Genomic DNA, 20480 nt, shown 5'->3' with positions numbered 1-20480 from the left:
GCCGGGTGCGTACCTGAGGCTGGCCTGCGGTCAGGCTGAAAAAGACGCCGGTTGCGACCCGCCAGCCGCAACCAGGAGACCACCGCACGGGTGCAGAAACGCCGGCAGTAGCAAGGATTGACCGCCCGGCCAGGGGGACAAAACCAGACCGCAAAGATTCCCCAATGGCGGTAAGCCACACCTCACAGCAGGGCCTCCAGTCTCAGGCGTGCGATACGTTCTACCTGACGGCAGGCCTCGAAAAACTCGATATCGGTGGCATGTTCGAGCCGCCTGTGGAAGGCGCGCAGAATACCTGCTTTGTCATAGTCGCGCACCGCGATGATGAAGGGAAAACCGTGTTTGGCAACATACTCCGCGTTCAGCTTTTCAAATGAGGCGCGTTCCCGGTCGGTCAGGGCATCAAGACCCGCACTGGCCTGTTCGTGCGTGCTGTCGGCGGTCAACCGCTGTGCAGCCGCCAGTTTACCCGCCAGGTCCGGATGTGCCCTCAGAATACCCATCCGTTCATCGTGGGACGCGCTTCGGAAAACACGCGCCATCGCAGAATGGAGCCCTGCGGCGCTGTCATGCGCCGGACCAAGCTCCAGCCTGAACGCACGTTCGGCAATCCATGCAGAATGCTCAAAAATGCCGCCGAAATGGTCGAGAAAAGAGGCCCTGTCCAACTGCGACGGGCGCACCCGCGCAACCGGCGGGTGGTGCGCTGTCCAGTGTTCTGCGATGTCGATACGGCGCGGACACCATACTCCCTCGAAGCCCTGAATATACTCGATGAACCTGGCCAGCGAACGCACGCGACCCGGCCGGCCGATAAGCCGGCAGTGCAGACCGACAGACATCATCCTGGCCTGACCCGCTGCTCCTTCCGCATAAAGCGTGTCAAAAGTATCGCGCAGATAGGCAAAAAACTGATCGCCCGAGTTGAAGCCCTGCGGCGTGGCAAAGCGCATGTCGTTACAGTCCAGCGTGTAAGGAATGATCAGCTGATCACGCCCGCCCATCTGCGTCCAGTAGGGCAGATCGTCATCATAGGTGTCCGAAATATAGTCGAACTGGCCGGTTTCCGCGGCGAGAGCAACGGTGTTTTCAGAACACCTCCCGGTGTACCAGCCACGCGGAGCAGCGCCGGTAACTTCTGTGTGCAACCGGATCGCTTCGCGCATGTCAGCGAGTTCAGCCTCTTTGGTGTGATCCTTGTAGTCGATCCACTTCAGGCCGTGGCTTGCGATCTCCCAGCCGGCAGACTGCATCGCCTCCACCTGCTCCGGCGCGCGCGCAAGAGCCGACGCAACGCCATAAACGGTGACTGGAATGCGGGCACCTGCGAAAAGCCTGTGCAGGCGCCAGAACCCGGCGCGCGCGCCATAGTCATAAATCGATTCCATGTTCCAGTGGCGCTGTCCGGGCCAGGGCTGCGCACCGACAATCTCAGAAAGAAACGCTTCGGAGGCCGCATCACCGTGCAGCAGGCAGTTTTCGCCACCTTCTTCGTAGTTTACCACAAACTGGACGGCGATCCGTGCGCCGCCGGGCCATCGGGCGTCCGGTGGGCTGGCACCGTATCCGGTAAAATCACGGGGGTAGCGGGTCACGCAGGCATCTCCCAGAAGTTCGGCCCTATTCATTGCTGACAACACGCTGCGTTGCAATTCGCAATCGGCAAAGGCAGGGTGCGGCTCTGCAATACAGACGGAGGCCGACCTGTGCCCGAGGGATATCTGACAACTCACGTACTCGATACGGCGCGTGGGATTCCCGCCGAAGGTATCCGCATTCTGCTCTACCGCGTCTCGGGCAACAGCCACCGCAAAATCGCCGAGGCAGTGACAAATGCAGACGGTCGGACCGATGCTCCCATTCTGCCAGCGGGCCAGCTCCGGGCCGGTAACTATGAGCTGATCTTCGAAGCGGGTGCCTATCTGGATGCCATGGGTAATCCTGGCGGGGAGCCCCGGTTCCTGGACAGTATCCCCATCCGTTTCGGTATCTCAGACGAAAACGCGCATACCCACGTACCGCTGCTGCTCTCGCCGTTCGGCTACTCAACATATCGCGGCAGCTGACCTGCCGGAACGTCGCGACGATCCGGCTGCCTCTGCCTTGCCAACGCGGACGGCGCGTGCGATTTTCGAACTGACCTCCTGAAAGGCGAAACCATGCAAAGCCATACAACAGACGCGGCCTCTCTGGCTGCCGCGCATCAGCTGCCACAGGTAACAGAACCCCGCAACCCCGGCACCGAACTGGATATGGACTGGGTTTCGAGCCTGCAGGCCAATACATCAGCTATTGAGCGCCGTGCGGCACAATTGCCTGCGCGGCGATCCGTCAAAAAGACGCATCAGGCTGCCTGGCTGCTGCGTGCTGTGACCTGCATCGACCTGACAACTCTTTCGGGCGACGACACCAGCCGGCGTGTGAACCGCCTTTGTGCCAAAGCCCGGCAACCGATCGCCCGACACACGCTGGACGCACTGGGCATGCCAGCGATTACGACCGGTGCGGTCTGCGTGTATCACGACATGATCCCGGCCGCCGTAACCGCGCTGCAGGGCACGGGCATTCCCGTCGCAGCCGTAAGCACAGGATTTCCTGCAGGACTGTCTCCGTTTCATCTGCGCATCGCAGAGATTGAGGAAAGCGTCAAAGCCGGTGCTTCGGAGATTGATATCGTGATCTCAAGGCGACATGTTTTGTCCGGCGACTGGCAGGCGCTCTACGACGAGATGCGTGCCTTTCGCGCGGCATGCGGCGAAGCGCACGTCAAGGCCATTCTGGCAACCGGCGAGCTTGGGTCCCTGCGGAACGTCGCGCGGGCATCGGTCATCTGCATGATGGCGGGCGCTGATTTCATCAAAACCTCGACCGGCAAGGAAAGCATAAACGCGACCCTGCCTGTTTCGCTCGTGATGATACGCGCGATACGTGCGTACTATGAGCGCACCGGATACCGCGTCGGCTACAAACCCGCGGGCGGTATTTCAAAGGCAAAGGATTCAATCACCTACCTGGCGCTGATGAAGGAAGAGCTGGGGGATCGCTGGCTGCAACCTGACCTGTTCAGGTTCGGAGCCTCATCTTTGCTGAACGACATCGAGCGACAACTCGAACACCACGTAACCGGCGCTTATTCAGCCGGCTACCGCCACGCTGCTGGCTGAACTCCTGCTGAAAGGACCGGCGCATGACCGTCTCCGAAATATTTGAAACGATGGACTATGGCGAGGCCCCGGAAAGCGCTGCCGAAGCGCTGGCATGGCTGGCGGAACGGGGGAACCGGTTCGGTCATTTCATCGACGGGTCGTTCACGCCTCCCGGCGAAGGGTTCGACAGCCGCAATCCTGCCACCGGAGAGGTGCTCGCCACGCTGACGCAGGGCACGAAAGGTGACGTGGATGCTGCTGTTGCGGCCGCGCGGCGGGCACAGCCGGGGTGGGAGAAACTTGGCGGGCACGGGCGCGCAAGATTTCTCTATGCACTGGCCCGGTTATTGCAAAAACACAGCCGTCTTTTTGCCGTGCTGGAAACAATGGACAACGGCAAACCCATACGCGAAAGCCGCGACATCGATATCCCGCTGGCGCAACGGCATTTCTATTTTCATGCCGGCATGGCCCAGCTGATGGAAGACGAACTGCCAGATCGCCAGGCCCTTGGCGTTTGTGGGCAGATTATCCCCTGGAATTTTCCGCTGCTGATGCTGGCCTGGAAAATCGCGCCGGCTCTGGCGATGGGAAATACCGTGGTTCTGAAGCCCGCTGAATACACCTCTCTGACTGCGCTGCTGTTTGCAGACATCTGCCGCCAGGCGGGTTTGCCAGAGGGTGTTGTGAACATCGTAACCGGTGATGGTGCCGTGGGCGAGATGATCGTCGGCGCAGACGTCGATAAAATCGCCTTCACGGGCTCCACAGCGGTCGGGCGCCGGATCCGCGAGGCCACGGCAGGCAGCGGCAAGGCGCTGACCCTCGAGCTTGGAGGTAAATCGCCCTACATTGTCTTCGATGATGCCGATCTGGACAGCGCGGTTGAGGGCCTTGTTGACGCTATATGGTTCAATCAGGGCCAGGTCTGTTGTGCAGGCTCCCGCCTTCTGGTGCATGAACCGGTGGCCGATGCATTTTACGCGAAACTGCGCGCCCGGATGGACAAGCTCCGGGTAGGCAGCCCGCTCGATAAAAGCATCGACGTGGGTGCCATCGTTGACCCCGTTCAGCACGCGGCGATCTCTGAACTGGTGAGCGCGAATTCTGCAGGCGAAACGCATGTCGCGGCTACCGAGATGCCTGCAGAGGGATGTTTTTATCCTCCTACGCTGATCACTGGTCTGAACCCCGCGGACACCCTGATGCAGGAAGAGATTTTCGGGCCTGTGCTCGTCTCCTGCACTTTCCGTACACCTGCGGAGGCTGTCGCACTTGCCAACAATACCCGGTACGGGCTGGCTGCGTCTGTGTGGAGCGAAAACGTCAATCTCACACTGGACATTGCGCCGAAACTTGCCGCGGGCATCGTCTGGATCAACGGGACAAACATGATGGATGCCGCCGCAGGTTTTGGCGGCGTGCGCGAGAGCGGCTTTGGTCGCGAAGGAGGCTGGGAAGGGCTCGCGGGATACACCCGGCCCAGGGGTCGCAGCAAAAAGCTTCGTGAAATATCCGCTTTTTCCGGTGACCGATCTCCTTCCGACCCGCTCGACCGGACAGCGAAACTTTATATCGGCGGCAAACAGGCACGCCCTGACAGTGGTTACTCACAACCCGTCTGGTCAAAATCCGGCGCATTGCTCGGGCACGCCTCATGCGCTAACCGCAAGGATCTGCGCAACGCCGCAGAAGCTGCTCAAGGTGCCGCGTCATGGGCCAGAACCACCGGGCATCTGAGGGCACAGATCCTCTATTATATCGCCGAGAATCTCAGTGCGCGAAGCGCTGAATTTGCCCGGCGCCTCAATGACATGCAGGGAGGAAAAACCGGTGCTGCAGAGGTGACTGCGGCGGTCAAACGGCTGTTCACATATGCCGCATGGGCGGACAAATTCGACGGGCAGGTACATGGAGTGCCCATGCGGGGCGTGGCGCTTGCCATGCGCGAACCAGTCGGTGTGATCGGCGCACTCTGCCCGGCTACAGCCCCGCTGCTCGGGCTGATCTCCTGCATGGCCCCGGCCATCGCTATGGGAAACCGGGTAATCCTCAGTGCTTCTGAACCCTTCCCGCTCGCAGCCACGGATTTCATCCAGGTTCTCGAAACGTCCGACGTTCCCGGCGGCGTAGTGAACATCCTGACCGGTGCGCAGGCTGACGTCGCCGACACTATGGCGAGGCACCTCGACATAGACGCTGTCTGGTGCTTCGGCGCGGCAGAATTGTCCGGCATTGTCGAACACGGATCTGCCGGTAATCTCAAACGGACCTGGGTGAACAATGGCTTGGCCCGCGACTGGATGGGGGCCGAGGGGCAGGGACGCGTTTTCCTCGATGCGGCAACGGAAGTGAAAAACGTCTGGGTCCCCTACGGCGAATAACCGGTCCGCCGCCCACACCCGGAACGCTCAGGTCCGGGGACATGGCGTGACGCGACAGCGTCTCATTTCGACAGACCGGATCAGTTGCCGGCGGTCGATTCCACGCCCTCTGGCTGGCCGACAACAACAAAATGCAGTCCATCCGGATCCAGCAGATCTGCTGCTACGCGCCGGATATCGTCCATCGTTACTGCTTCGACCTTGTCGTTGCGGGTTGCGACGTAATCGATCGGCAGACCCAGCATCTGCATTCCGACAATAATGCGGGCAATCCGCGCATTTCCGTCAAACCTCAGCGGATAGGCTCCGGTCAGATAGGTCTTGGCATCCGCAAGCTCCGAAGGGGTCACACCTTCTTCTGCTGCCCGACGCCATTCAGCCCGGATCACGTCGATCGCTTCAGCTATCCTGTCGTTGGCAGAGCTCACCGATCCCATGTAGACTTCGCCCAGATCTTTGGGCGCAAGGTATGAATAAACGCCGTAGGTCAGGCCACGTTTTTCGCGCACTTCGGTCATCAGGCGGCTCTCAAACGAGCCACCACCGATCACATGGTTGAGCACAGCAGCCGTAAAGTAATCCGGATCGTCCTGCGAAATTCCCGCCTGACCAAAAATTGCGACAGACTGCGGTGTCTCAAACGGCACGACGGTCACACCGCCCGGGATGTCGATTTCCGCACGCGGGGGCATCGGTGCACCGGTTTCCGGCAGGTCGCCCAGCAGTTCATCGATCAGGCCTGCCAGCTCCTCTTCGGAGATATCGCCAACCGCACCGATGTAAATACGATCCCGCGCGAAGATCGCGCGATGCGCCGCAACAAGGTCATCGCGGGTCAGTGCGGAAACGCTCTCCTCAGTTCCTTCCAGAGCCGTTGCATAAGGATGATCACCCCAGATGATCTGATCCATTGTCCGACCGGCTATGGCGTTGGGATCTTTTGCATCAGACCGGATACCCGAGAGTACCTGTGCCCGGACGCGTTCGATGGCATCAGCGTCAAAGCGTGGCTCCAGCAGAGCAGACCGCAGCAGTTCCATCGAGGCGTCCCTGTTCTCGGTCAGAAATCGTGCCGAGACCGACAGTTCATCATCGCTGATGTCAAATCCGAAGGACGTGGCCAGGGATTCTGAGGCACGGGCGAAAGCACGGGCATCCAGCGCGCCGGCGCCTTCATCCAGCATATAGGACATCAGCGCGATTGCACCGCGTTTGCCTTCGGCATCCAGGGATGCCCCACCGCGGAAACGGATTTCCAGTGCGGCAAAGGGAATGGACTGGTCCTCAACCAGCCAGGCTGTCAGCCCACCGGGTGATCTGACCTCTTTGATATCTACGGCTGCTGCCGCAGGAAAGCTCACCATCACAGCAGTCAGCAACGTCAGAAAAAAACGGATCATTGGGTCACCTCTTCACGCATCAGCCAGCCTGTTACGGACGCACGCCTGTCGAAAAGGGCGCGCGCAGCCTGCAGAATATCTTCCTCGGTTACAGCCTGCAGAACATCCGGCCACGCCCGTACGTCCTCTACTGTCAGCCCCGATGTCAGCGCCTGACCATAGCGGTTTGCTATCCGGTCAACATCGTCGCGCGCATATATAAGGTCGGCCCGGATCTGCAGCTTGATCCGTTCAAGCTGTTCGGGGTCCGGACCTTCTTCAAGGAACTTCGCAATGGCCGCGTCCATGGCATCTTCTGCTTCCTGTAACGAGACATCAGGCGTCGGTACCACGATCAGATTGAACGTCGTGTCGTCCAGCGACACACCGCGATAAAACGCGCCGGTAAAGGTTGCGATCTGCGTGTTGAACTGCAGCTCTTCGGTCAGAAAAGAAGTCTGCCCCCCGCCCAGTATCTCGGCCAGCATGGTCAGTGCCGCAGCCGTTTCCTGGCTGCCCGGGTCCCGTTCGGGTGCGAGATAAGACCGCCTCACATAGGGTTGCGCGACGCGCGCATCGCGGAAAATAAGCCGGCGCTCAGCGGTCTGGGGCGGCTCTTCTGCACGGACGCGTTCAGGAAGGTCGGGATTTGCGGGAATTACGCCATAGTATTTCTCCGCCAGACGACGCACTTCCTCTGGCGTCACGTCGCCAGAGACGACCAGAACAGCATTGTTGGGGGAATAATAAATCTCATAAAACGCGAGTGCATCCTGCATATCGAGCGTCTGCATTTCATGCATCCACCCGATGATCGGCTGGCCATAACGGTGGTTCAGAAACTGAGCTGCAGCCACCTGTTCGCCGAAAAGAGCCCCCGCGTTGTTCTCTGTGCGCTGGTTACGTTCCTCTATGATCACGTCGCGCTCCGTAAGGATGTTTTCCTCCGTCAGACGGATGTTGCGCATCCGGTCTGATTCCATACGCATCATCAGCTCCAGACGGTCTGCGGCGACGCGCTGAAAATAGGCGGTGTAGTCATAGGAGGTGAAGGCATTGTCCCGTCCGCCGTTCCGCGCCACGGTCGCCGACAGCTCACCCGCCTCGAGAGTGTCGGTGGCCTTGAACAGCAGATGCTCCAGAAAATGCGCAACGCCGGATGAGCCCGGCGGCTCATCAGCAGACCCTGCGCGGTACCAGACCATGTGCTGCACGACGGGCGCGCGATGGTCCTCGACCACCACGACCTGCATGCCGTTGTCGAGTTCAAAAGTGGTCACCGCTTCTTCATCCGCAGCAAGCGAAACGGGCAAAAGTGCAATGACTGCTGCGCGCAGGGCAGTTGTGAACATCAGGGGTCTCCGGTCCGGCAAAACGCTGTTCTGGGCTAAGAGGTACGCCGCAACCAGTTCTGTTCAAGTCATGCTGGCAGGAATGTTACAGCGGGTCGGTGCAAAGATCAGAACTGAGGAGGGAAACTTGGCGTCCGGGCACCGGCCTGCCGCCAGAGTTCCGCGGTCTCATCGGGGTCCAGCGCCTGGCTTCTGTAGGCCTCGTTATACCGGTCCTGCGGGAAAAGCCTGATCTGGGTGAACCGCGCCTGCCTGCGTCTGAATTCCGCATCTTCCGCTGCAAGTTCCGAGCGGATTTCAGGCGTGACGCCAAACCGCGATGCAGCCGTCACAATGGCCCCATCCGTGCCCGGAACGCCCGCGTTCGGGTCTGATGGTCGCCCGCCAAGCGCAACAACCGCATCCGACAGCGGATCGTTGTCGGTCAGGTTTCCCTGACCGGGTGTTGGCGTTGGAAGCGCTGTCAGATCGTCAGGCGTCTGCAGGGGCGCCTTGGGTTCCACAAGGAACTCATCCGGGCCCGTCCCGTTTGATCTCAGCTCTCGCAGGCCGTTGTTGGCGCAGGCGCTGAGCAGGGTCGCGATCAGTATCAGGGCCACCGGACGGTGCATGCTGTCTCTCCTTCTGTGCTGCCTTTGATACGACAGGCGCGCGGGGAATGTCACTGCCCTTTTTCGGCACTTTTCTTTTCATCCGGTGCAAAGAATACCAACGCAATGGCACCGGCAAAAATAAAAATATCTGCCACATTGAACACAAAGGGGTTGTTGATCCCGCAGCAGGACATGTTCAGGAAATCGAGCACGTAACCATAGATAAGGCGGTCGAGAACATTCGCCATCGCCCCGCCAACCAGTAACCCTGCGCCAATCTGCGCCACTGTTCCCAGCGGTGCGCGGCGCGCCCAGAACAGGACACCCGCGCAGATGACAACAGCCAGACCGATCAGAATCCACCGGCTTGTGTCCGAGCCATCCCCGAACAGACCAAAATTGATCCCGCGGTTTTCCCCATACCGGAAGTTCAGCAGGGGCGGCAGCACATCAACCGAGCGTATCCGCCAGAGTTCCATCACATGGATCACCAGATACTTGCTGATCTGATCAAGCGCGAAAGCTGCAAAAGCTGTCAGAGCGATGAGCCGCATCGGCCTCTCCTAGTGACGGAAATGGCGCATGCCAGTGAATACCATCGCAAGGCCCGCCTCATTGGCGGCTGCAATGACCTCGTCGTCACGCATCGAACCGCCGGGCTGGATCAGCGCCGTTGCCCCGGCTTCGGCAGCGGTGATCAGACCGTCGGCAAACGGGAAAAAGGCGTCCGATGCCACAACCGAACCCCTGGTGAGCGGCGCGGGCAGGCCCATGGCCTCTGCCATATCTTCGGCTTTGCGGGCGGCGATGCGTGTGCTGTCGACGCGGCTCATCTGACCTGCGCCCACGCCTACGGTTGCGCCGTCCCTGACGTAAATGATGGCATTGGATTTCACGTGTTTCGCCACCGTCCAGGCAAAGAGCATATCTGCCATTTCCTGCTCGGACGGCGCACGTTCTGTCACCACTTTCAGGTCGTTCATGGTGATCCGGCCGACATCCTTGTCCTGGACCAGGTAACCGCCCGATACCTGCCGGACAGCCGTCTGTGCAACTGATGGATCGGCCAGACCGTCTGTCGTCAGCAACCGCAGGTTTTTCTTTGCCGCGAATACTGCGCGCGCGCCGTCGTCCGCCCCGGGTGCAATGACAACTTCCGTGAATATACCCACGATCTCTTCGGCCGTTGCGGCATCCAGCGGCTGGTTCAGCGCGATAATGCCCCCAAAGGCGGACGTCCGGTCACAGTCAAACGCGCGGGAATAGGCCTCGGCCAGCGTCGCGCCACGCGCAACGCCGCAAGGATTTGCGTGCTTGATAATGGCGCAGGCCGGCCCGTCTGCCGGATCGAACTCACTCACCAGTTCAAAGGCTGCATCCGTATCATTGATGTTGTTGTAGCTCAGTTCCTTGCCCTGATGCTGGGCTGCTGTCGCGACGCCTGGCCGGGCAGAACCGTCGGTGTAGAATGCCGCCTGCTGGTGCGGATTCTCGCCATAGCGCAGGGTCTGCGCGAGCTGACCGCCAAACGTCCGCCGGCGCGGTGTTTCGCCGACCTGTTCTGCCATCCAGGTGCTGACGGCCGTGTCATAGGCAGCGGTCCGCGCATAGGCGGTCCGGGCCAGGCGCTGCCGCAGCGCATAAGAGGTCTTGCCGTCGTTATCTGCCAGCTCTGCCATCAGCGGCGCGTAATCCGCGACATCCACGACGACAGATACGAAACCGTGGTTCTTGGCGGCTGAACGGATCATCGCCGGACCGCCGATGTCTATGTTTTCGATCGCTTCGGCGTATTCTGCACCCTTCGCGACGGTCTCTTCGAACGGATAAAGGTTCACAACCACCAGATCGATGGCGCCGATGTTGTGTGTGTTCATGGCCGCGACATGTTCACCATTGTCCCGCAGGGCCAGAAGGCCACCATGCACCACCGGATGAAGGGTTTTGACCCGACCGTCCATCATTTCGGGAAACCCCGTTGCCTCGGATACGTCCATGACGGTCAGCCCTGCCTCGCGCAGCGCGCGTGCCGTACCGCCGGTCGACAGCAGCTCGACACCTCTGTTAGCCAGCGCCTGCCCCAGTTCAACCAGCCCGGTTTTATCGGATACAGAAAGCAGCGCGCGGCGCAGCGGTACAAGATCGGTCATCGGTCGGGGTCCTTATGGCAGCAGTTCAGTCAGATCGGGCATATCGAGGCTGAGATCCCGCACGCCAATGGCAGTTTCCTGCGCCTTGGACAAGGACCAGCGGATACGCGTCGCATATGACATAGCCCGCCCGGAAAGGACAATCTGATTTGACCCACGTGGCTTGAGACGCCCGGTTTCCAGATAAACCGATGGCTCAAGCGACAGTTTCTGTGTGCCATCATGCCGGAAAACCCAGATTTCGCCGCTCTTGAGCGCCATAGAGACCGCCGCCCCCCCCAGATCAATAGTAACATCGACCTCAGGGTGCAGGTGAAACCGGATGTCAAAGGCGATACCGCTCAGACCCGCGGCATCCATCGTCCGGTCGAAACGGCGCTTTTCACTGTCCTCGAGCGCCAGCAGCATATCCTCGCCGGCCAGGCCCCGGCCATCGAACGTCATCTCAAGGGTGCGCGCATGTGTCAGACCGTGCGTTGGTACGAAACCGTTGTGACCACTCTGAAACCGCAGACCGTCGCTGGCATGACCCACTTCGATCGGGACGCGCGTTGGCCCCTCGATAAGCGGCTCGCGCCCGGTTTCAGCATCCTGCTCGCCCAGCCGCGCGCTGGAATAGCCATCCAGCGCCAGTGTTGAATGAGAGGGGGTCGCCCGCCCCGCACGCCGCCACTCAGCACCAAACGTCCGACCAGAACCACAGTTCACCACAAGCGGTCTGCGCCCGGAGGTCAGCTCGAACGCAAGCGTCGAGGCATGCGCATTATAGGAGGCCGCGCCTGACGGGGGCACCGAAGCATCGACGACAACACTTGTCCGTCCGGCAGACAGACGCGCATAGCCCATCGACAGGCCGTCAGGCTGGCTGTTCCGGATCCGTGCCTGCGCCAGCGCATGGTCCAGCCAGCCCTCTGCACCACGACCGCCTCCATGAAACCGCGCGAGCCCGCCGTCGGCATGCCGCAGGGTTCTGAGTGTCGGTGCGATCCGTTCAATCGCAGCGGTGTGTTCGTCCGGGACAGACTGCCCGGCCTCCTCCAGCGCAGCTGCCGTCCAGCACAGCAGGGTGAACACGTCGAGCAGTTCTTCAGGGTTACGCGTTGGCAGGCCGCCCTGATCGTCGATGCGCGCCCGGCACTCTCTGGCCAGCGCCCGTACCGCAGGCTGCGCCATCGCTTCCATACCCTCCAGCGCCAGGCCCGCATAGACCAGACCACAAAGCGCCTCGATCCTGGGCAGGCCCGGGGCTGCCCCGTGCCAGCGCTTTGCCAGAAAGTGAGTCTGGCGAAAAAGGCTGCCATAAAATGCGTGGCTTTCTTCTGACTCGGCGCCCCGCAGAACAAAAATCGCGTGGTTAATCCAGCGGATCAGCCGGCGACCGGTCAGATCCGGCGTCCAGCCAGGCCCCCGACCCCGGCCATAGCGGTCAATCCAGCTCCACAACCATGTCTGTGCTGCGGCGCGCGCAGGCCCGTCTCCGACGGCAGCCAGATCATCCAGCCATGAAAAACCGTTCAGTTCCTGACCAAATTCTGCAGTGGGAACCGGCAGATCCCAGAGCTCGGCATCCTTTTGCTCCAGCAGGTGGCCTGCGAACAGGAAATTTCCGGCCATAAGCTGGCGCCCACGTGCAAAGCTTCCGATGGTGCGTGGTTCTGGGGAAGAAACGAAGCCAACTGCGCGCGTTTTCATCCGTCCGGCACGCGATGCGTGCCAGCGGTTCAGAAACTGCACCTTTCTTGCGGCGAAACTGCGGGCTCCGGACATATGATACTCTGCCATGGTGCGCTCTGCCGGCGCGTTGCCGCAATGATAGCCTGCGCCCGCCTTTGAGTCACCGGGTTTGTCGCTGCACGATTGCGCGCGTTGTTTGATCAGGCAGTTTTCCGCAGACAAGCAATATAGAACCCGTCCATTCCGCCGGCATCCGCCCAGTAGTCCGGGCGCAGTCTGATACCGCCTTCTTCGGTCTGCCAGGCCGGGTCGATACCCGCCGGGATAGCTGTATCGCATGACATATCAGCGTGACGGGCCAGTGCTTCCTCGACCTGCACTTCGCCTTCGTCTGGCAGCAGAGAACAGGTACAGAAAACCATCCGGCCACCCGGTTTCAGCAACTTCCAGGCGTGGTCAATGAAATGCTCCTGCAATTCGATCAGTTCGCCAAATTCTGATCCGTCCTTTGCGTGCGGCAGGTCGGGGTGCCGGCGGATCGTGCCGGTTGCAGAACAGGGTGCATCAAGCAGTATGGCGTCGTATGTGCCCGTCATTTTCCGCACATCACTGGTAACCAGTTTCGCTTTCAGCCCCGTCCGCTCAAGGTTTTCACTCACCCGCTGCATCCGCGAGGCGGAGTCGTCCACGGCCGTCACAGCAGCACCTGTCGCAGCGATCTGCATCGTCTTGCCGCCAGGGGCGGCACAAAGGTCGAGTACGCTTTCGCCTGCCTGCGGGTCCAGGACGCTGACCGCAACCGACGCGGCGGCATCCTGCACCCACCAGTCACCGTCAGAAAAGCCCGGCATTGCCGAAACCTGACCGGCGTCTTTCACACGCACCGACCCATTGGGCAGCAGCACGCCACCCGTTGCCTCTGCCACCGCTGCCGCGTCTGTTTTAGCTGTCAGATCGAGCGGTGCCCCGGCAAAATGTGCAGCCTCCATCGCAGCCATGGCATCGGCACCCCAGGCCTCTGTGAGCGGGCCGCGCAGCCATTTGGGCAGGCGTGGTGCCCTCAGGGCGTTCCAGGCCTCGGGCCCGTCTGCTGCAACTTTACGCAACACGGCATTGGTCAGCCCTTTGAGGTGCGCGTAGCGGTTATGGCGCGAGACAAGCTCGACCATTGCGTTTACCACCCCGTGCCCCGCGGCACCGTGGCACAGCTCGACAGTAGCGACACGCAAAGCATTGCGCACCGTCAGCGGAGGGTACTTTGAAAGGTGCTTTTGCAGAATGCGGTCCGCGCGTTCGAGGCCGCGCAGCGTGTCCTGGGCCAGGCGCGCAGCACGGGCGCGATCCTCCGGCTCCAGCCTGTCGAGCACGCCCGCGCCAAGCAGTTCTGACATCAGGCGTCCTTCGCCCAGCAGCTGGTCCAGCAGGTAAACTGCGCTTCTGCGCGCGGGAAGGCCGGTCTGTGACATTTATGGGCTCGCATCTGGGAAATCTGACGGGTTGTCTGCGCCAAAGGACGGCGTATATCAAGACCAGTACGAGGAAGATGCTCTATGACTGACAAGAAAGCGTCCAACCAGGACACTCTGCCACCCGCAGCGCAACGTGCGCTTGCAGAGGCGGAAGCGCGCCGCAAGGCTGCCGGAGATCTCGAACTGCCGACCGAGCTTGGCGGACGGGACGGGCCGGAACCAGTGCGTTTTGGCGACTGGGAGAAAAAAGGGATCGCGGTCGATTTCTGATCGCCGAGCGGGTTACCTCAACCGGAACTCGGCCGAATCGCCCTGTCCCTGGTCCGAAGTAAAGCGGATGCGGCCGTCGCTGGCTTTTACTTCCTGACAGTTATAACCCAGCGCATCGCCGCCCCAGTAAAGGTCGCGGCAGAAATACCCGTCTTTCCATGTCCAGTTCCCGGTTACCGGCCATGCGGCACCACGACCCGATATCTGACCGTCCGCAGTCACCTCAAGGTTCACAAACGGTCGCTTCAGTTCTTTGCCGGTGACAAGCTTCATAAACTCCGACTGATCATCGATTTTCGCGAATTCAGCAAAGGCCGGTGCACCCGAAAAGGCGGCAGCGGTCAGCAATGAAACAAAAAAAGCGCGCATGTTTGTCTCCGGTAATCGGGTACTCGTGAGTAATACGCATCAGAAGCGCAAACGGTTTCAAAAAAGTTTTGCCGCGGATTATCCGGACGAAAGCCCGAGAACATCAAGCATATCGTATGCTCCGGGTGGCCGGCCTTTTGTCCAGAGCGCCGCCTTGAGCGCGCCTCTTGCAAAAACCGACCGGTCCGAGGCCACATGGCGCAGCGTGATACGCTCGCCAGTCGCGGCAAACAGCACGTCATGCTCGCCGATGATGTCCCCGCCCCGGATTGCGGAAAAACCGATGTCACCGCGCCGGCGGGCGCCGGTGATGCCATCACGACCCCGGTCGGAAACATCCCGCAGCGATACGCCGCGCCCTTCGGCAGCGGCCTCGCCCAACATCAGGGCCGTGCCGGATGGCGCATCAACTTTCTGATTGTGATGCGCCTCGATCACCTCGATGTCGTAGTCATCATCCAGTGCCGCCGCGACGCGCTTCGTCAGCTGGACCAGCAGATTTACGCCGAGGCTCATGTTGCCGGCGCGTACGGTCACACCACCTGCTCCGGCTGCCGACAGCGCATTGAGCTCCTGCTCCGTCATGCCCGTTGTTCCGATCACATGCGCAGTACCGGCGCGCACGGCCGCTGAAGCAAAGGCGATCGTTGCGGCTGGCGCGGTGAAATCAACCACGACATCGGCAGCGGCAAATGCCGCATCCACATCATCGGTCACTGTAATTCCGGATGGCTGACCGCCTGTGCACAGGCCGAGGTCATTGCCGATCCAGTCATGCCCCGAGCGCTCCAGTGCAGAGACGACCACCGCCTTGTCCGAGCCACCGATTGTCCCGACCAGCATGCGGCCCATGCGGCCTGACACGCCGGTAATTGCGATCTTCAGCTGTTCTGACATCTCTGGCTCCCGGTGGATGATCCGCCGCTCTCATAGCGCGCGCAGGCCTTCTTGGCAAAGGGCAGCGAAGGGCGTACATGATGCGCATGGGAAAGAACAAGTTTCATGATGGTCCGGGGCCGTCGCAACGTCAGCTGCGTGTGGGCGAGCTCATCCGCCGGTCACTGTCCGAAGTGCTGGCCCGTGGTGATGTGCATGATCCGGATCTGAACCGGATGTCCATCACTGTGGGCGAAGTGCGGACATCACCTGACCTGAGGATCGCCACCGCCTATGTACTGCCGCTGGGCGGAACCGGGCGGGACGACGTCATCGGCCTGCTGGCGCGCAACAAGGGCGAGTTGCGACGCCTTGTTTCCAAAAAACTGGCGTTGAAATTCGCCCCGGATCTGCGTTTCCAGCTTGATGAGACTTTTGACCGGATGGATGAGACCCGCCGGATGCTGAACCGTGACGATGTCCGGCGGGACACCGCTGCTGATCCCGACAGCGGGGAAAGCGGGGCGGAATGATCCGGGCAGCATTGCTGGCTCTGGGCCTTGGCGCTGCAGGCACAACTGCAGCAGCGGTCGATTGTGAAAGCGTCGATTTTGACGGTGCGACATATACCGTCTGCGAGGTAGATGCCGCCAGGGATGATCTGCGGCTTTTTCTGCGAAACGAGGACGGCGCAGTTTATGGCCAGTTTTTCGCCATAGACCGTGCCCTGGCGCAAAACGGTGAGCGTCTCGTATTTGCCATGAATGCCGGCATGTATCACGATGACCGCGCGCCGGTCGGTCACTATGTCGAAGACGGTGTCGAACAGATGCGTGTCATTCCCAACGCCGGACCGGGCAATTTCGGTCTTCTGCCAAACGGGGTTTTCTGTCTGCGAGAAGACCGGGCTGATGTCATTGAAACGCTGGCTTATGTGGCGCGTGCGCCGGGATGCCGGGACGCCACGCAGTCCGGTCCGATGCTTGTGACGGACGGTGAACTGCACCCGCGCTTTCTTGCTGACAGCACGTCGCTTTATATCCGCAATGGCGTCGGCACATCGGCGGACGGCCAGCGTGTGGTCTTTGCCATTTCGGACGACCCTGTAAATTTTCATAGCTTTGGCAGGTTGTTCCGCGACGCCCTGCAGCTTCCGAACGCGCTCTTTCTCGATGGCAATATTTCACGGCTTTATGCTCCGTCGATCAGGCGCAATGACCTGGGCTTCAGACTTGGGCCGATTGTCGGTGTTGTGAGCCCCGTCGCGGAATAGGCGCAAAAAGGACTTTCCGGGTCTGGGCAGCAGGACCCGCCTGAGGTAAGAGCCGCGCGACAGTAACCATCGGAGTTTCTATGGGACGCAGGCGCAAAGGACGCGACATTTCGGGATGGCTGGTGGTGGACAAGCCAGCGGGCATCACATCGACCGCCGTCGTGAACAAGGTCCGCTGGGCGATGGATGCGAAAAAGGCAGGTCACGCCGGTACTCTGGATCCCGAAGCGACCGGTGTTCTGGCTGTGGCACTTGGCGAGGCAACCAAGACAGTACCCTACATCACCGATGCGCTGAAGACCTATGAATTCACCGTGCGCCTGGGCCAGGCGACCAATACGGATGACGCCGAGGGAGAAGTTATCCAGGAAGCGGATACGCGCCCGGAAGACAACGCCATCAAAGAAGCCCTGAATGCGTTCATCGGTGACATTGAGCAGGTTCCGCCTCAGTTCTCGGCGGTCAGAATTGACGGAGAGCGCGCATACAAGCGCGCACGGGACGGGGAGGCAATGGACATCGCCGCGCGACCATTATTCGTTGAAAGCCTCCTGATGCTGGAGCGTCCCGATGCCGATCACGTCACACTGGAAATGGTCTGCGGCAAAGGCGGGTATGTCAGGTCAGTTGCCCGCGACCTTGGCGAGGCGCTGGGGTGCTTCGGCCATGTGCGGGAACTGCGCCGCATCTGGTCGGGACCATTTGAGGCAGCCGACGGGTTGAGTATTGCCGAGATCGACAGGATGGCAAAGTCGCCGGAGCTGGACGAACATCTCATTCCACTGGAGGAGGCGCTGGCAGATCTGCCGGAACTGCGTGCCACTGCCGAGGGTGCCACGCGGCTCCGGAACGGCAATCCCGGCATGGTCATGGCGGGAGACGCGGAATACGGAGACGAGGCCTGGGCCTCATATGACGGGCGCGCAGTCGCGATCGGCATCTACAGATCCGGGGAACTGCATCCATCCCGCGTACTGAATATTGGGAACTGACCGGTTTCTAATGTTACAGGACGTTGCAATTCTCTCGGTTACGTCATCGGTGACGCGGGGTTTATTACAGGAATTGTTACGGTTTCGGTGCGCGGGGTAAGACCGGCGTGATATATCTGGCGCGCCGCAACGCGCACCTTCATATCGGGGTCAGACGCAATTCTGATCCAGCATGGAGACCCTGATATGAAACGCACCGCACTCACCATTCTTACGGCAGGCGCATTCGCAACGATTGCATTCGATACATTCGGCCAGTCGCTGAGCCCACTCTTCGGATATGCAAAGCTCGCGCCGGTCGGCCTCGCCGGGGCAACTCTGAAATCTGTCTTTGGCGCCAGCCCTTCCGGGGCCGCGCATCTGCTGCATGTTCTGACCGGCCTGGTCTTTTACGTGGTCGGCTATTACGCCGTCGCACGTCCGCTTCAGCGCGCCGTCCTGCCGCAGCTGCCCTGGGTCATAACGGCCACAGTTTATGGCGCGGCGCTCTGGGTATTCGCGCTCTACGGCATGGCACACCTGGTGGCTGGCATGAAACCGTTTCTGGGGTTCACCGGCATCACCTGGGTCGCCCTGTGGGGGCACATTCTTTATGCGCTCGTCGCAGCAGCCATTCTCGAGGTCCGCGGTGAAGTTATGGATCTGCCCCGCCGGCGGATTGCCGCTGCCGCCTGATCCACCCGCGTGAAAGATGAACTGCCGCCCTTCCCACGGGGCGGCAGTTTTGTTATTCTGGGCGAATAAAAGTTAACATTTATAAAAGGTTAACACGTGTTTATCCGCACACACAACACCGAGGACACACATTCCGAAGCAGCCTATTCGGACTGCGGTGCCTACCGGTACAAACTGAAACGCACATGGGACAGTGACGGCCGGACGGTGAACTTTATCATGCTTAATCCATCGGTTGCCGATGAGATGCACAACGACCCGACAGTGGCCCGCTGCGAGGCCCGTGCGCGCGCGCTTGGGTATGGCGCCTTCTGCGTTACCAATATCTTCGCATGGCGCGACACAGATCCACAGAAAATGCGCAAAGCGAAACATCCGGTCGGGCCGGAAAACGACGAAACCCTGATCTCGGTAGCAGAATGGGCCGATAACGTCATCGCCGCATGGGGAGTACACGGCGCGCACCGGGAACGCGGCACAGAAGTCGCACGCATGCTCACCGGTGCCGGCATCACACTGCACCACCTGGGCCTGACCCAGCAGGGTCACCCGCGGCATCCACTTTATCTGCCCTATTCGGAGCAGCCCCGTCTCTGGGTGTCCGAGGCCAGAAGTTAACAATCAGGTAGCCTTTTCCCGTTAAACCCGGTTCGGTGGCAGCTCTTTGCGGGCTGTAGTTAAACAGTCCGGGAATGTACCGATATGCTCTGGTTGGCAGGTCTGATGGGAATGGTCGGTGTTGGCGCCGCAGCCTTCGTGGTCACACAGGACGACCTCGAGGATGACACAGACGACAGCCTGCCCGAAGACGAAAGCCCGTATATTACCGGCGAGGGACTGAACCAGCAGATCGACGACATCTTTTCCGGACGCACTGTCGGTGAGGAAGTTCTGGGATACGGCGACGATGATGGCGACGACTATCTCTACGACTTTATCTCGGACAATGATCATGACGACCCCGCGGTTACGATCAGCGGCTTTCCCGGCGATGCTGATGTATTTGAGGACAGTGACGGTTTCAGCACCTGGCCTGGCGATATCGAATTCGCAACCGACAGCTATGCCGAGCTGCCCGCGGATAATGCGCTCCCCCCCTGGCTGGCACTGGCCGAGTGGGTCAGTGAAGGTCCCGCCTCAGAACCGATGGACTATGACGCCACCCGCGACAGTCTCGTACTTGTATGGGACGACACCGACGCCAGCGCGACTGAACCCGAAGTGACCGTGGCACCGGACGGGCATGACCCCGAGGTGATGCACGTCATGATGAACGGCGAGAGCGTTGCCGAAGTGTACGGCGATACCGGACTGAGTGCGGCCGATCTGACAGTTGTGCCCCTGAGCTCAGCAATGATTGTGGGACTTGAGCCTGCCTGAGCGCTGACCGGGCATGAGCCCGCTGAATTCTGTATTTGCCATTCCCAGACAGGATGATTATACGCGCGCAGCGCAACAGAGAATCTGTCTGCGCTTTCTCCATGGGCCTGAGCTGGACGACATCCCGGCCTGCGCCATTCTGAAACCCTTTTGAAAAGGAGCCCCCGATGTCGATCACGCTTGAAGAAAAAGCACGCATCATGAAGGAATTCGCGATCAAGGAAGGCGACACAGGGTCGCCCGAAGTACAGGTCGCCATTCTCAGCTCGCGCATCGCAACGCTGACCGAGCACTTCAAAACACACAAAAAAGACAACCACGGTCGCCGTGGTCTGCTGAAGATGGTGGCCAACCGCCGCAAGCTTCTGGACTATGTCAAAGGCAAGGATGAGGCCCGTTATCAGGACCTGATCAAACGCCTGGGCCTGCGGAGGTAATCCGCACCTTCCCGCAGCGCCGGGACCGGAAAACAGGAAACCGCGCCCTTATCGGCGCGGT

Annotated in this window: 21 protein-coding genes; 11 read left to right on the top strand and 10 right to left on the bottom strand. The window is 60.5% G+C overall.

Going from position 1 to position 20480, the window contains the following annotated elements:
• Positions 1 to 182: 182 nt before the first annotated feature.
• The gene (puuE, locus tag Q0792_RS13730; protein WP_298841536.1) at positions 183 to 1595 is read right to left on the bottom strand and encodes an allantoinase PuuE; all 1413 of its coding nucleotides are present in this window, start codon (positions 1593 to 1595) and stop codon (positions 183 to 185) included.
• Between the two features lie 111 nt (positions 1596 to 1706).
• Between puuE and uraH the strand changes: the two genes are divergently transcribed.
• The 3 genes from uraH (at position 1707) to Q0792_RS13715 (ending at position 5530) form a co-directional block, all read left to right on the top strand.
• Entirely contained in the window at positions 1707 to 2066 is a 360-nt protein-coding gene (gene uraH / locus Q0792_RS13725) for a hydroxyisourate hydrolase (RefSeq protein ID WP_298841533.1), read from the top strand.
• 93 nt (positions 2067 to 2159) lie between these two features.
• Positions 2160 to 3164 (top strand): deoxyribose-phosphate aldolase, encoded by a 1005-nt coding sequence (gene deoC, locus Q0792_RS13720; protein WP_298841531.1) that lies wholly within the window; start codon positions 2160 to 2162, stop codon positions 3162 to 3164.
• Positions 3165 to 3187: 23 nt separating this feature from the next.
• Positions 3188 to 5530 carry an aldehyde dehydrogenase family protein gene (locus tag Q0792_RS13715; protein ID WP_298841529.1) on the top strand — a complete coding sequence of 781 codons (2343 nt, stop codon included), beginning with the start codon at positions 3188 to 3190 and terminating at the stop codon, positions 5528 to 5530.
• 80 nt (positions 5531 to 5610) lie between these two features.
• Here the strand turns inward: Q0792_RS13715 and Q0792_RS13710 are convergent, their stop codons facing one another.
• The 7 genes from Q0792_RS13710 to Q0792_RS13680 all read right to left on the bottom strand — a co-directional run bounded on the left by Q0792_RS13710 (position 5611) and on the right by Q0792_RS13680 (position 14144).
• Entirely contained in the window at positions 5611 to 6930 is a 1320-nt protein-coding gene (locus Q0792_RS13710) for a pitrilysin family protein (protein ID WP_298841528.1), read from the bottom strand.
• Positions 6927 to 8261, bottom strand: coding sequence for a pitrilysin family protein (locus tag Q0792_RS13705; protein ID WP_298841526.1), 1335 nt, complete (start codon positions 8259 to 8261; stop codon positions 6927 to 6929). Before Q0792_RS13705 ends, Q0792_RS13710 begins: the two co-directional genes overlap by 4 nt.
• 107 nt (positions 8262 to 8368) lie before the next feature.
• Positions 8369 to 8872, bottom strand: coding sequence for a DUF3035 domain-containing protein (locus Q0792_RS13700; protein ID WP_298841523.1), 504 nt, complete (start codon positions 8870 to 8872; stop codon positions 8369 to 8371).
• Between the two features lie 50 nt (positions 8873 to 8922).
• A complete protein-coding gene (gene lspA, locus Q0792_RS13695; RefSeq protein WP_298841522.1) occupies positions 8923 to 9408 on the bottom strand; it encodes a signal peptidase II in 486 nt (161 codons plus the stop codon).
• Positions 9409 to 9417: 9 nt separating this feature from the next.
• On the bottom strand, positions 9418 to 11004 hold the full coding sequence (gene purH / locus Q0792_RS13690) for a bifunctional phosphoribosylaminoimidazolecarboxamide formyltransferase/IMP cyclohydrolase (protein WP_298841520.1): 1587 nt from the start codon (positions 11002 to 11004) through the stop codon (positions 9418 to 9420).
• A gap of 12 nt (positions 11005 to 11016) precedes the next feature.
• Positions 11017 to 12786, bottom strand: coding sequence for a heparinase II/III family protein (locus Q0792_RS13685; protein WP_298841518.1), 1770 nt, complete (start codon positions 12784 to 12786; stop codon positions 11017 to 11019).
• Positions 12787 to 12878: 92 nt separating this feature from the next.
• On the bottom strand, positions 12879 to 14144 hold the full coding sequence (locus Q0792_RS13680) for a transcription antitermination factor NusB (RefSeq protein ID WP_298841516.1): 1266 nt from the start codon (positions 14142 to 14144) through the stop codon (positions 12879 to 12881).
• An 84-nt stretch (positions 14145 to 14228) separates the two neighbouring features.
• On the opposite strand from Q0792_RS13680, the gene Q0792_RS13675 reads away from it, so the two are divergent.
• Positions 14229 to 14417, top strand: coding sequence for a DUF1674 domain-containing protein (locus tag Q0792_RS13675; RefSeq protein ID WP_298841514.1), 189 nt, complete (start codon positions 14229 to 14231; stop codon positions 14415 to 14417).
• A gap of 12 nt (positions 14418 to 14429) precedes the next feature.
• Here the strand turns inward: Q0792_RS13675 and Q0792_RS13670 are convergent, their stop codons facing one another.
• On the bottom strand, positions 14430 to 14786 hold the full coding sequence (locus tag Q0792_RS13670) for a dihydrodipicolinate reductase (protein ID WP_298841512.1): 357 nt from the start codon (positions 14784 to 14786) through the stop codon (positions 14430 to 14432).
• A 78-nt stretch (positions 14787 to 14864) separates the two neighbouring features.
• A complete protein-coding gene (gene dapB / locus Q0792_RS13665; RefSeq protein ID WP_298841511.1) occupies positions 14865 to 15683 on the bottom strand; it encodes a 4-hydroxy-tetrahydrodipicolinate reductase in 819 nt (272 codons plus the stop codon).
• A gap of 86 nt (positions 15684 to 15769) precedes the next feature.
• On the opposite strand from dapB, the gene rbfA reads away from it, so the two are divergent.
• From rbfA to rpsO, 7 genes are all read left to right on the top strand, one after another.
• Entirely contained in the window at positions 15770 to 16195 is a 426-nt protein-coding gene (gene rbfA, locus Q0792_RS13660) for a 30S ribosome-binding factor RbfA (protein ID WP_298841893.1), read from the top strand.
• Positions 16192 to 16935, top strand: a complete 744-nt coding sequence (locus Q0792_RS13655) for a phosphodiester glycosidase family protein (RefSeq protein ID WP_298841509.1) — start codon at positions 16192 to 16194, stop codon at positions 16933 to 16935. Before rbfA ends, Q0792_RS13655 begins: the two co-directional genes overlap by 4 nt.
• 80 nt (positions 16936 to 17015) lie before the next feature.
• Entirely contained in the window at positions 17016 to 17927 is a 912-nt protein-coding gene (gene truB, locus Q0792_RS13650; protein WP_298841507.1) for a tRNA pseudouridine(55) synthase TruB, read from the top strand.
• Between the two features lie 186 nt (positions 17928 to 18113).
• Entirely contained in the window at positions 18114 to 18602 is a 489-nt protein-coding gene (locus Q0792_RS13645) for a hypothetical protein (RefSeq protein WP_298841505.1), read from the top strand.
• A 96-nt stretch (positions 18603 to 18698) separates the two neighbouring features.
• Entirely contained in the window at positions 18699 to 19220 is a 522-nt protein-coding gene (locus Q0792_RS13640) for a DUF1643 domain-containing protein (RefSeq protein WP_298841503.1), read from the top strand.
• Between the two features lie 84 nt (positions 19221 to 19304).
• Positions 19305 to 19982 (top strand): hypothetical protein, encoded by a 678-nt coding sequence (locus tag Q0792_RS13635; protein WP_298841502.1) that lies wholly within the window; start codon positions 19305 to 19307, stop codon positions 19980 to 19982.
• Between the two features lie 167 nt (positions 19983 to 20149).
• Complete coding sequence (gene rpsO, locus Q0792_RS13630) at positions 20150 to 20419, top strand: 30S ribosomal protein S15 (protein WP_298841500.1); 270 nt, start codon at positions 20150 to 20152, stop codon at positions 20417 to 20419.
• Positions 20420 to 20480 lie beyond the last annotated feature (61 nt).

It is taken from the genome of uncultured Roseobacter sp. (assembly GCF_947495025.1).
Taxonomy (GTDB): Bacteria; Pseudomonadota; Alphaproteobacteria; order Rhodobacterales; family Rhodobacteraceae; genus Roseobacter.
This window is presented reverse-complemented; position numbering and strand designations above follow the sequence as displayed.

Coding starts and splice junctions, on each gene's coding strand:
- deoC (WP_298841531.1), top strand. CDS start 2,160: ATGCAAAGCCATACAACAGACGCGGCCTCTCTGGCTGCCGCGCATCAG.
- Q0792_RS13715 (WP_298841529.1), top strand. CDS start 3,188: ATGACCGTCTCCGAAATATTTGAAACGATGGACTATGGCGAGGCCCCG.
- Q0792_RS13710 (WP_298841528.1), bottom strand. CDS start 6,930: ATGATCCGTTTTTTTCTGACGTTGCTGACTGCTGTGATGGTGAGCTTT.
- Q0792_RS13705 (WP_298841526.1), bottom strand. CDS start 8,261: ATGTTCACAACTGCCCTGCGCGCAGCAGTCATTGCACTTTTGCCCGTT.
- Q0792_RS13700 (WP_298841523.1), bottom strand. CDS start 8,872: ATGCACCGTCCGGTGGCCCTGATACTGATCGCGACCCTGCTCAGCGCC.
- lspA (WP_298841522.1), bottom strand. CDS start 9,408: ATGCGGCTCATCGCTCTGACAGCTTTTGCAGCTTTCGCGCTTGATCAG.
- purH (WP_298841520.1), bottom strand. CDS start 11,004: ATGACCGATCTTGTACCGCTGCGCCGCGCGCTGCTTTCTGTATCCGAT.
- Q0792_RS13685 (WP_298841518.1), bottom strand. CDS start 12,786: ATGGCAGAGTATCATATGTCCGGAGCCCGCAGTTTCGCCGCAAGAAAG.
- Q0792_RS13680 (WP_298841516.1), bottom strand. CDS start 14,144: ATGTCACAGACCGGCCTTCCCGCGCGCAGAAGCGCAGTTTACCTGCTG.
- Q0792_RS13675 (WP_298841514.1), top strand. CDS start 14,229: ATGACTGACAAGAAAGCGTCCAACCAGGACACTCTGCCACCCGCAGCG.
- Q0792_RS13670 (WP_298841512.1), bottom strand. CDS start 14,786: ATGCGCGCTTTTTTTGTTTCATTGCTGACCGCTGCCGCCTTTTCGGGT.
- dapB (WP_298841511.1), bottom strand. CDS start 15,683: ATGTCAGAACAGCTGAAGATCGCAATTACCGGCGTGTCAGGCCGCATG.
- rbfA (WP_298841893.1), top strand. CDS start 15,770: ATGGGAAAGAACAAGTTTCATGATGGTCCGGGGCCGTCGCAACGTCAG.
- Q0792_RS13655 (WP_298841509.1), top strand. CDS start 16,192: ATGATCCGGGCAGCATTGCTGGCTCTGGGCCTTGGCGCTGCAGGCACA.
- truB (WP_298841507.1), top strand. CDS start 17,016: ATGGGACGCAGGCGCAAAGGACGCGACATTTCGGGATGGCTGGTGGTG.
- Q0792_RS13645 (WP_298841505.1), top strand. CDS start 18,114: ATGAAACGCACCGCACTCACCATTCTTACGGCAGGCGCATTCGCAACG.
- Q0792_RS13635 (WP_298841502.1), top strand. CDS start 19,305: ATGCTCTGGTTGGCAGGTCTGATGGGAATGGTCGGTGTTGGCGCCGCA.
- rpsO (WP_298841500.1), top strand. CDS start 20,150: ATGTCGATCACGCTTGAAGAAAAAGCACGCATCATGAAGGAATTCGCG.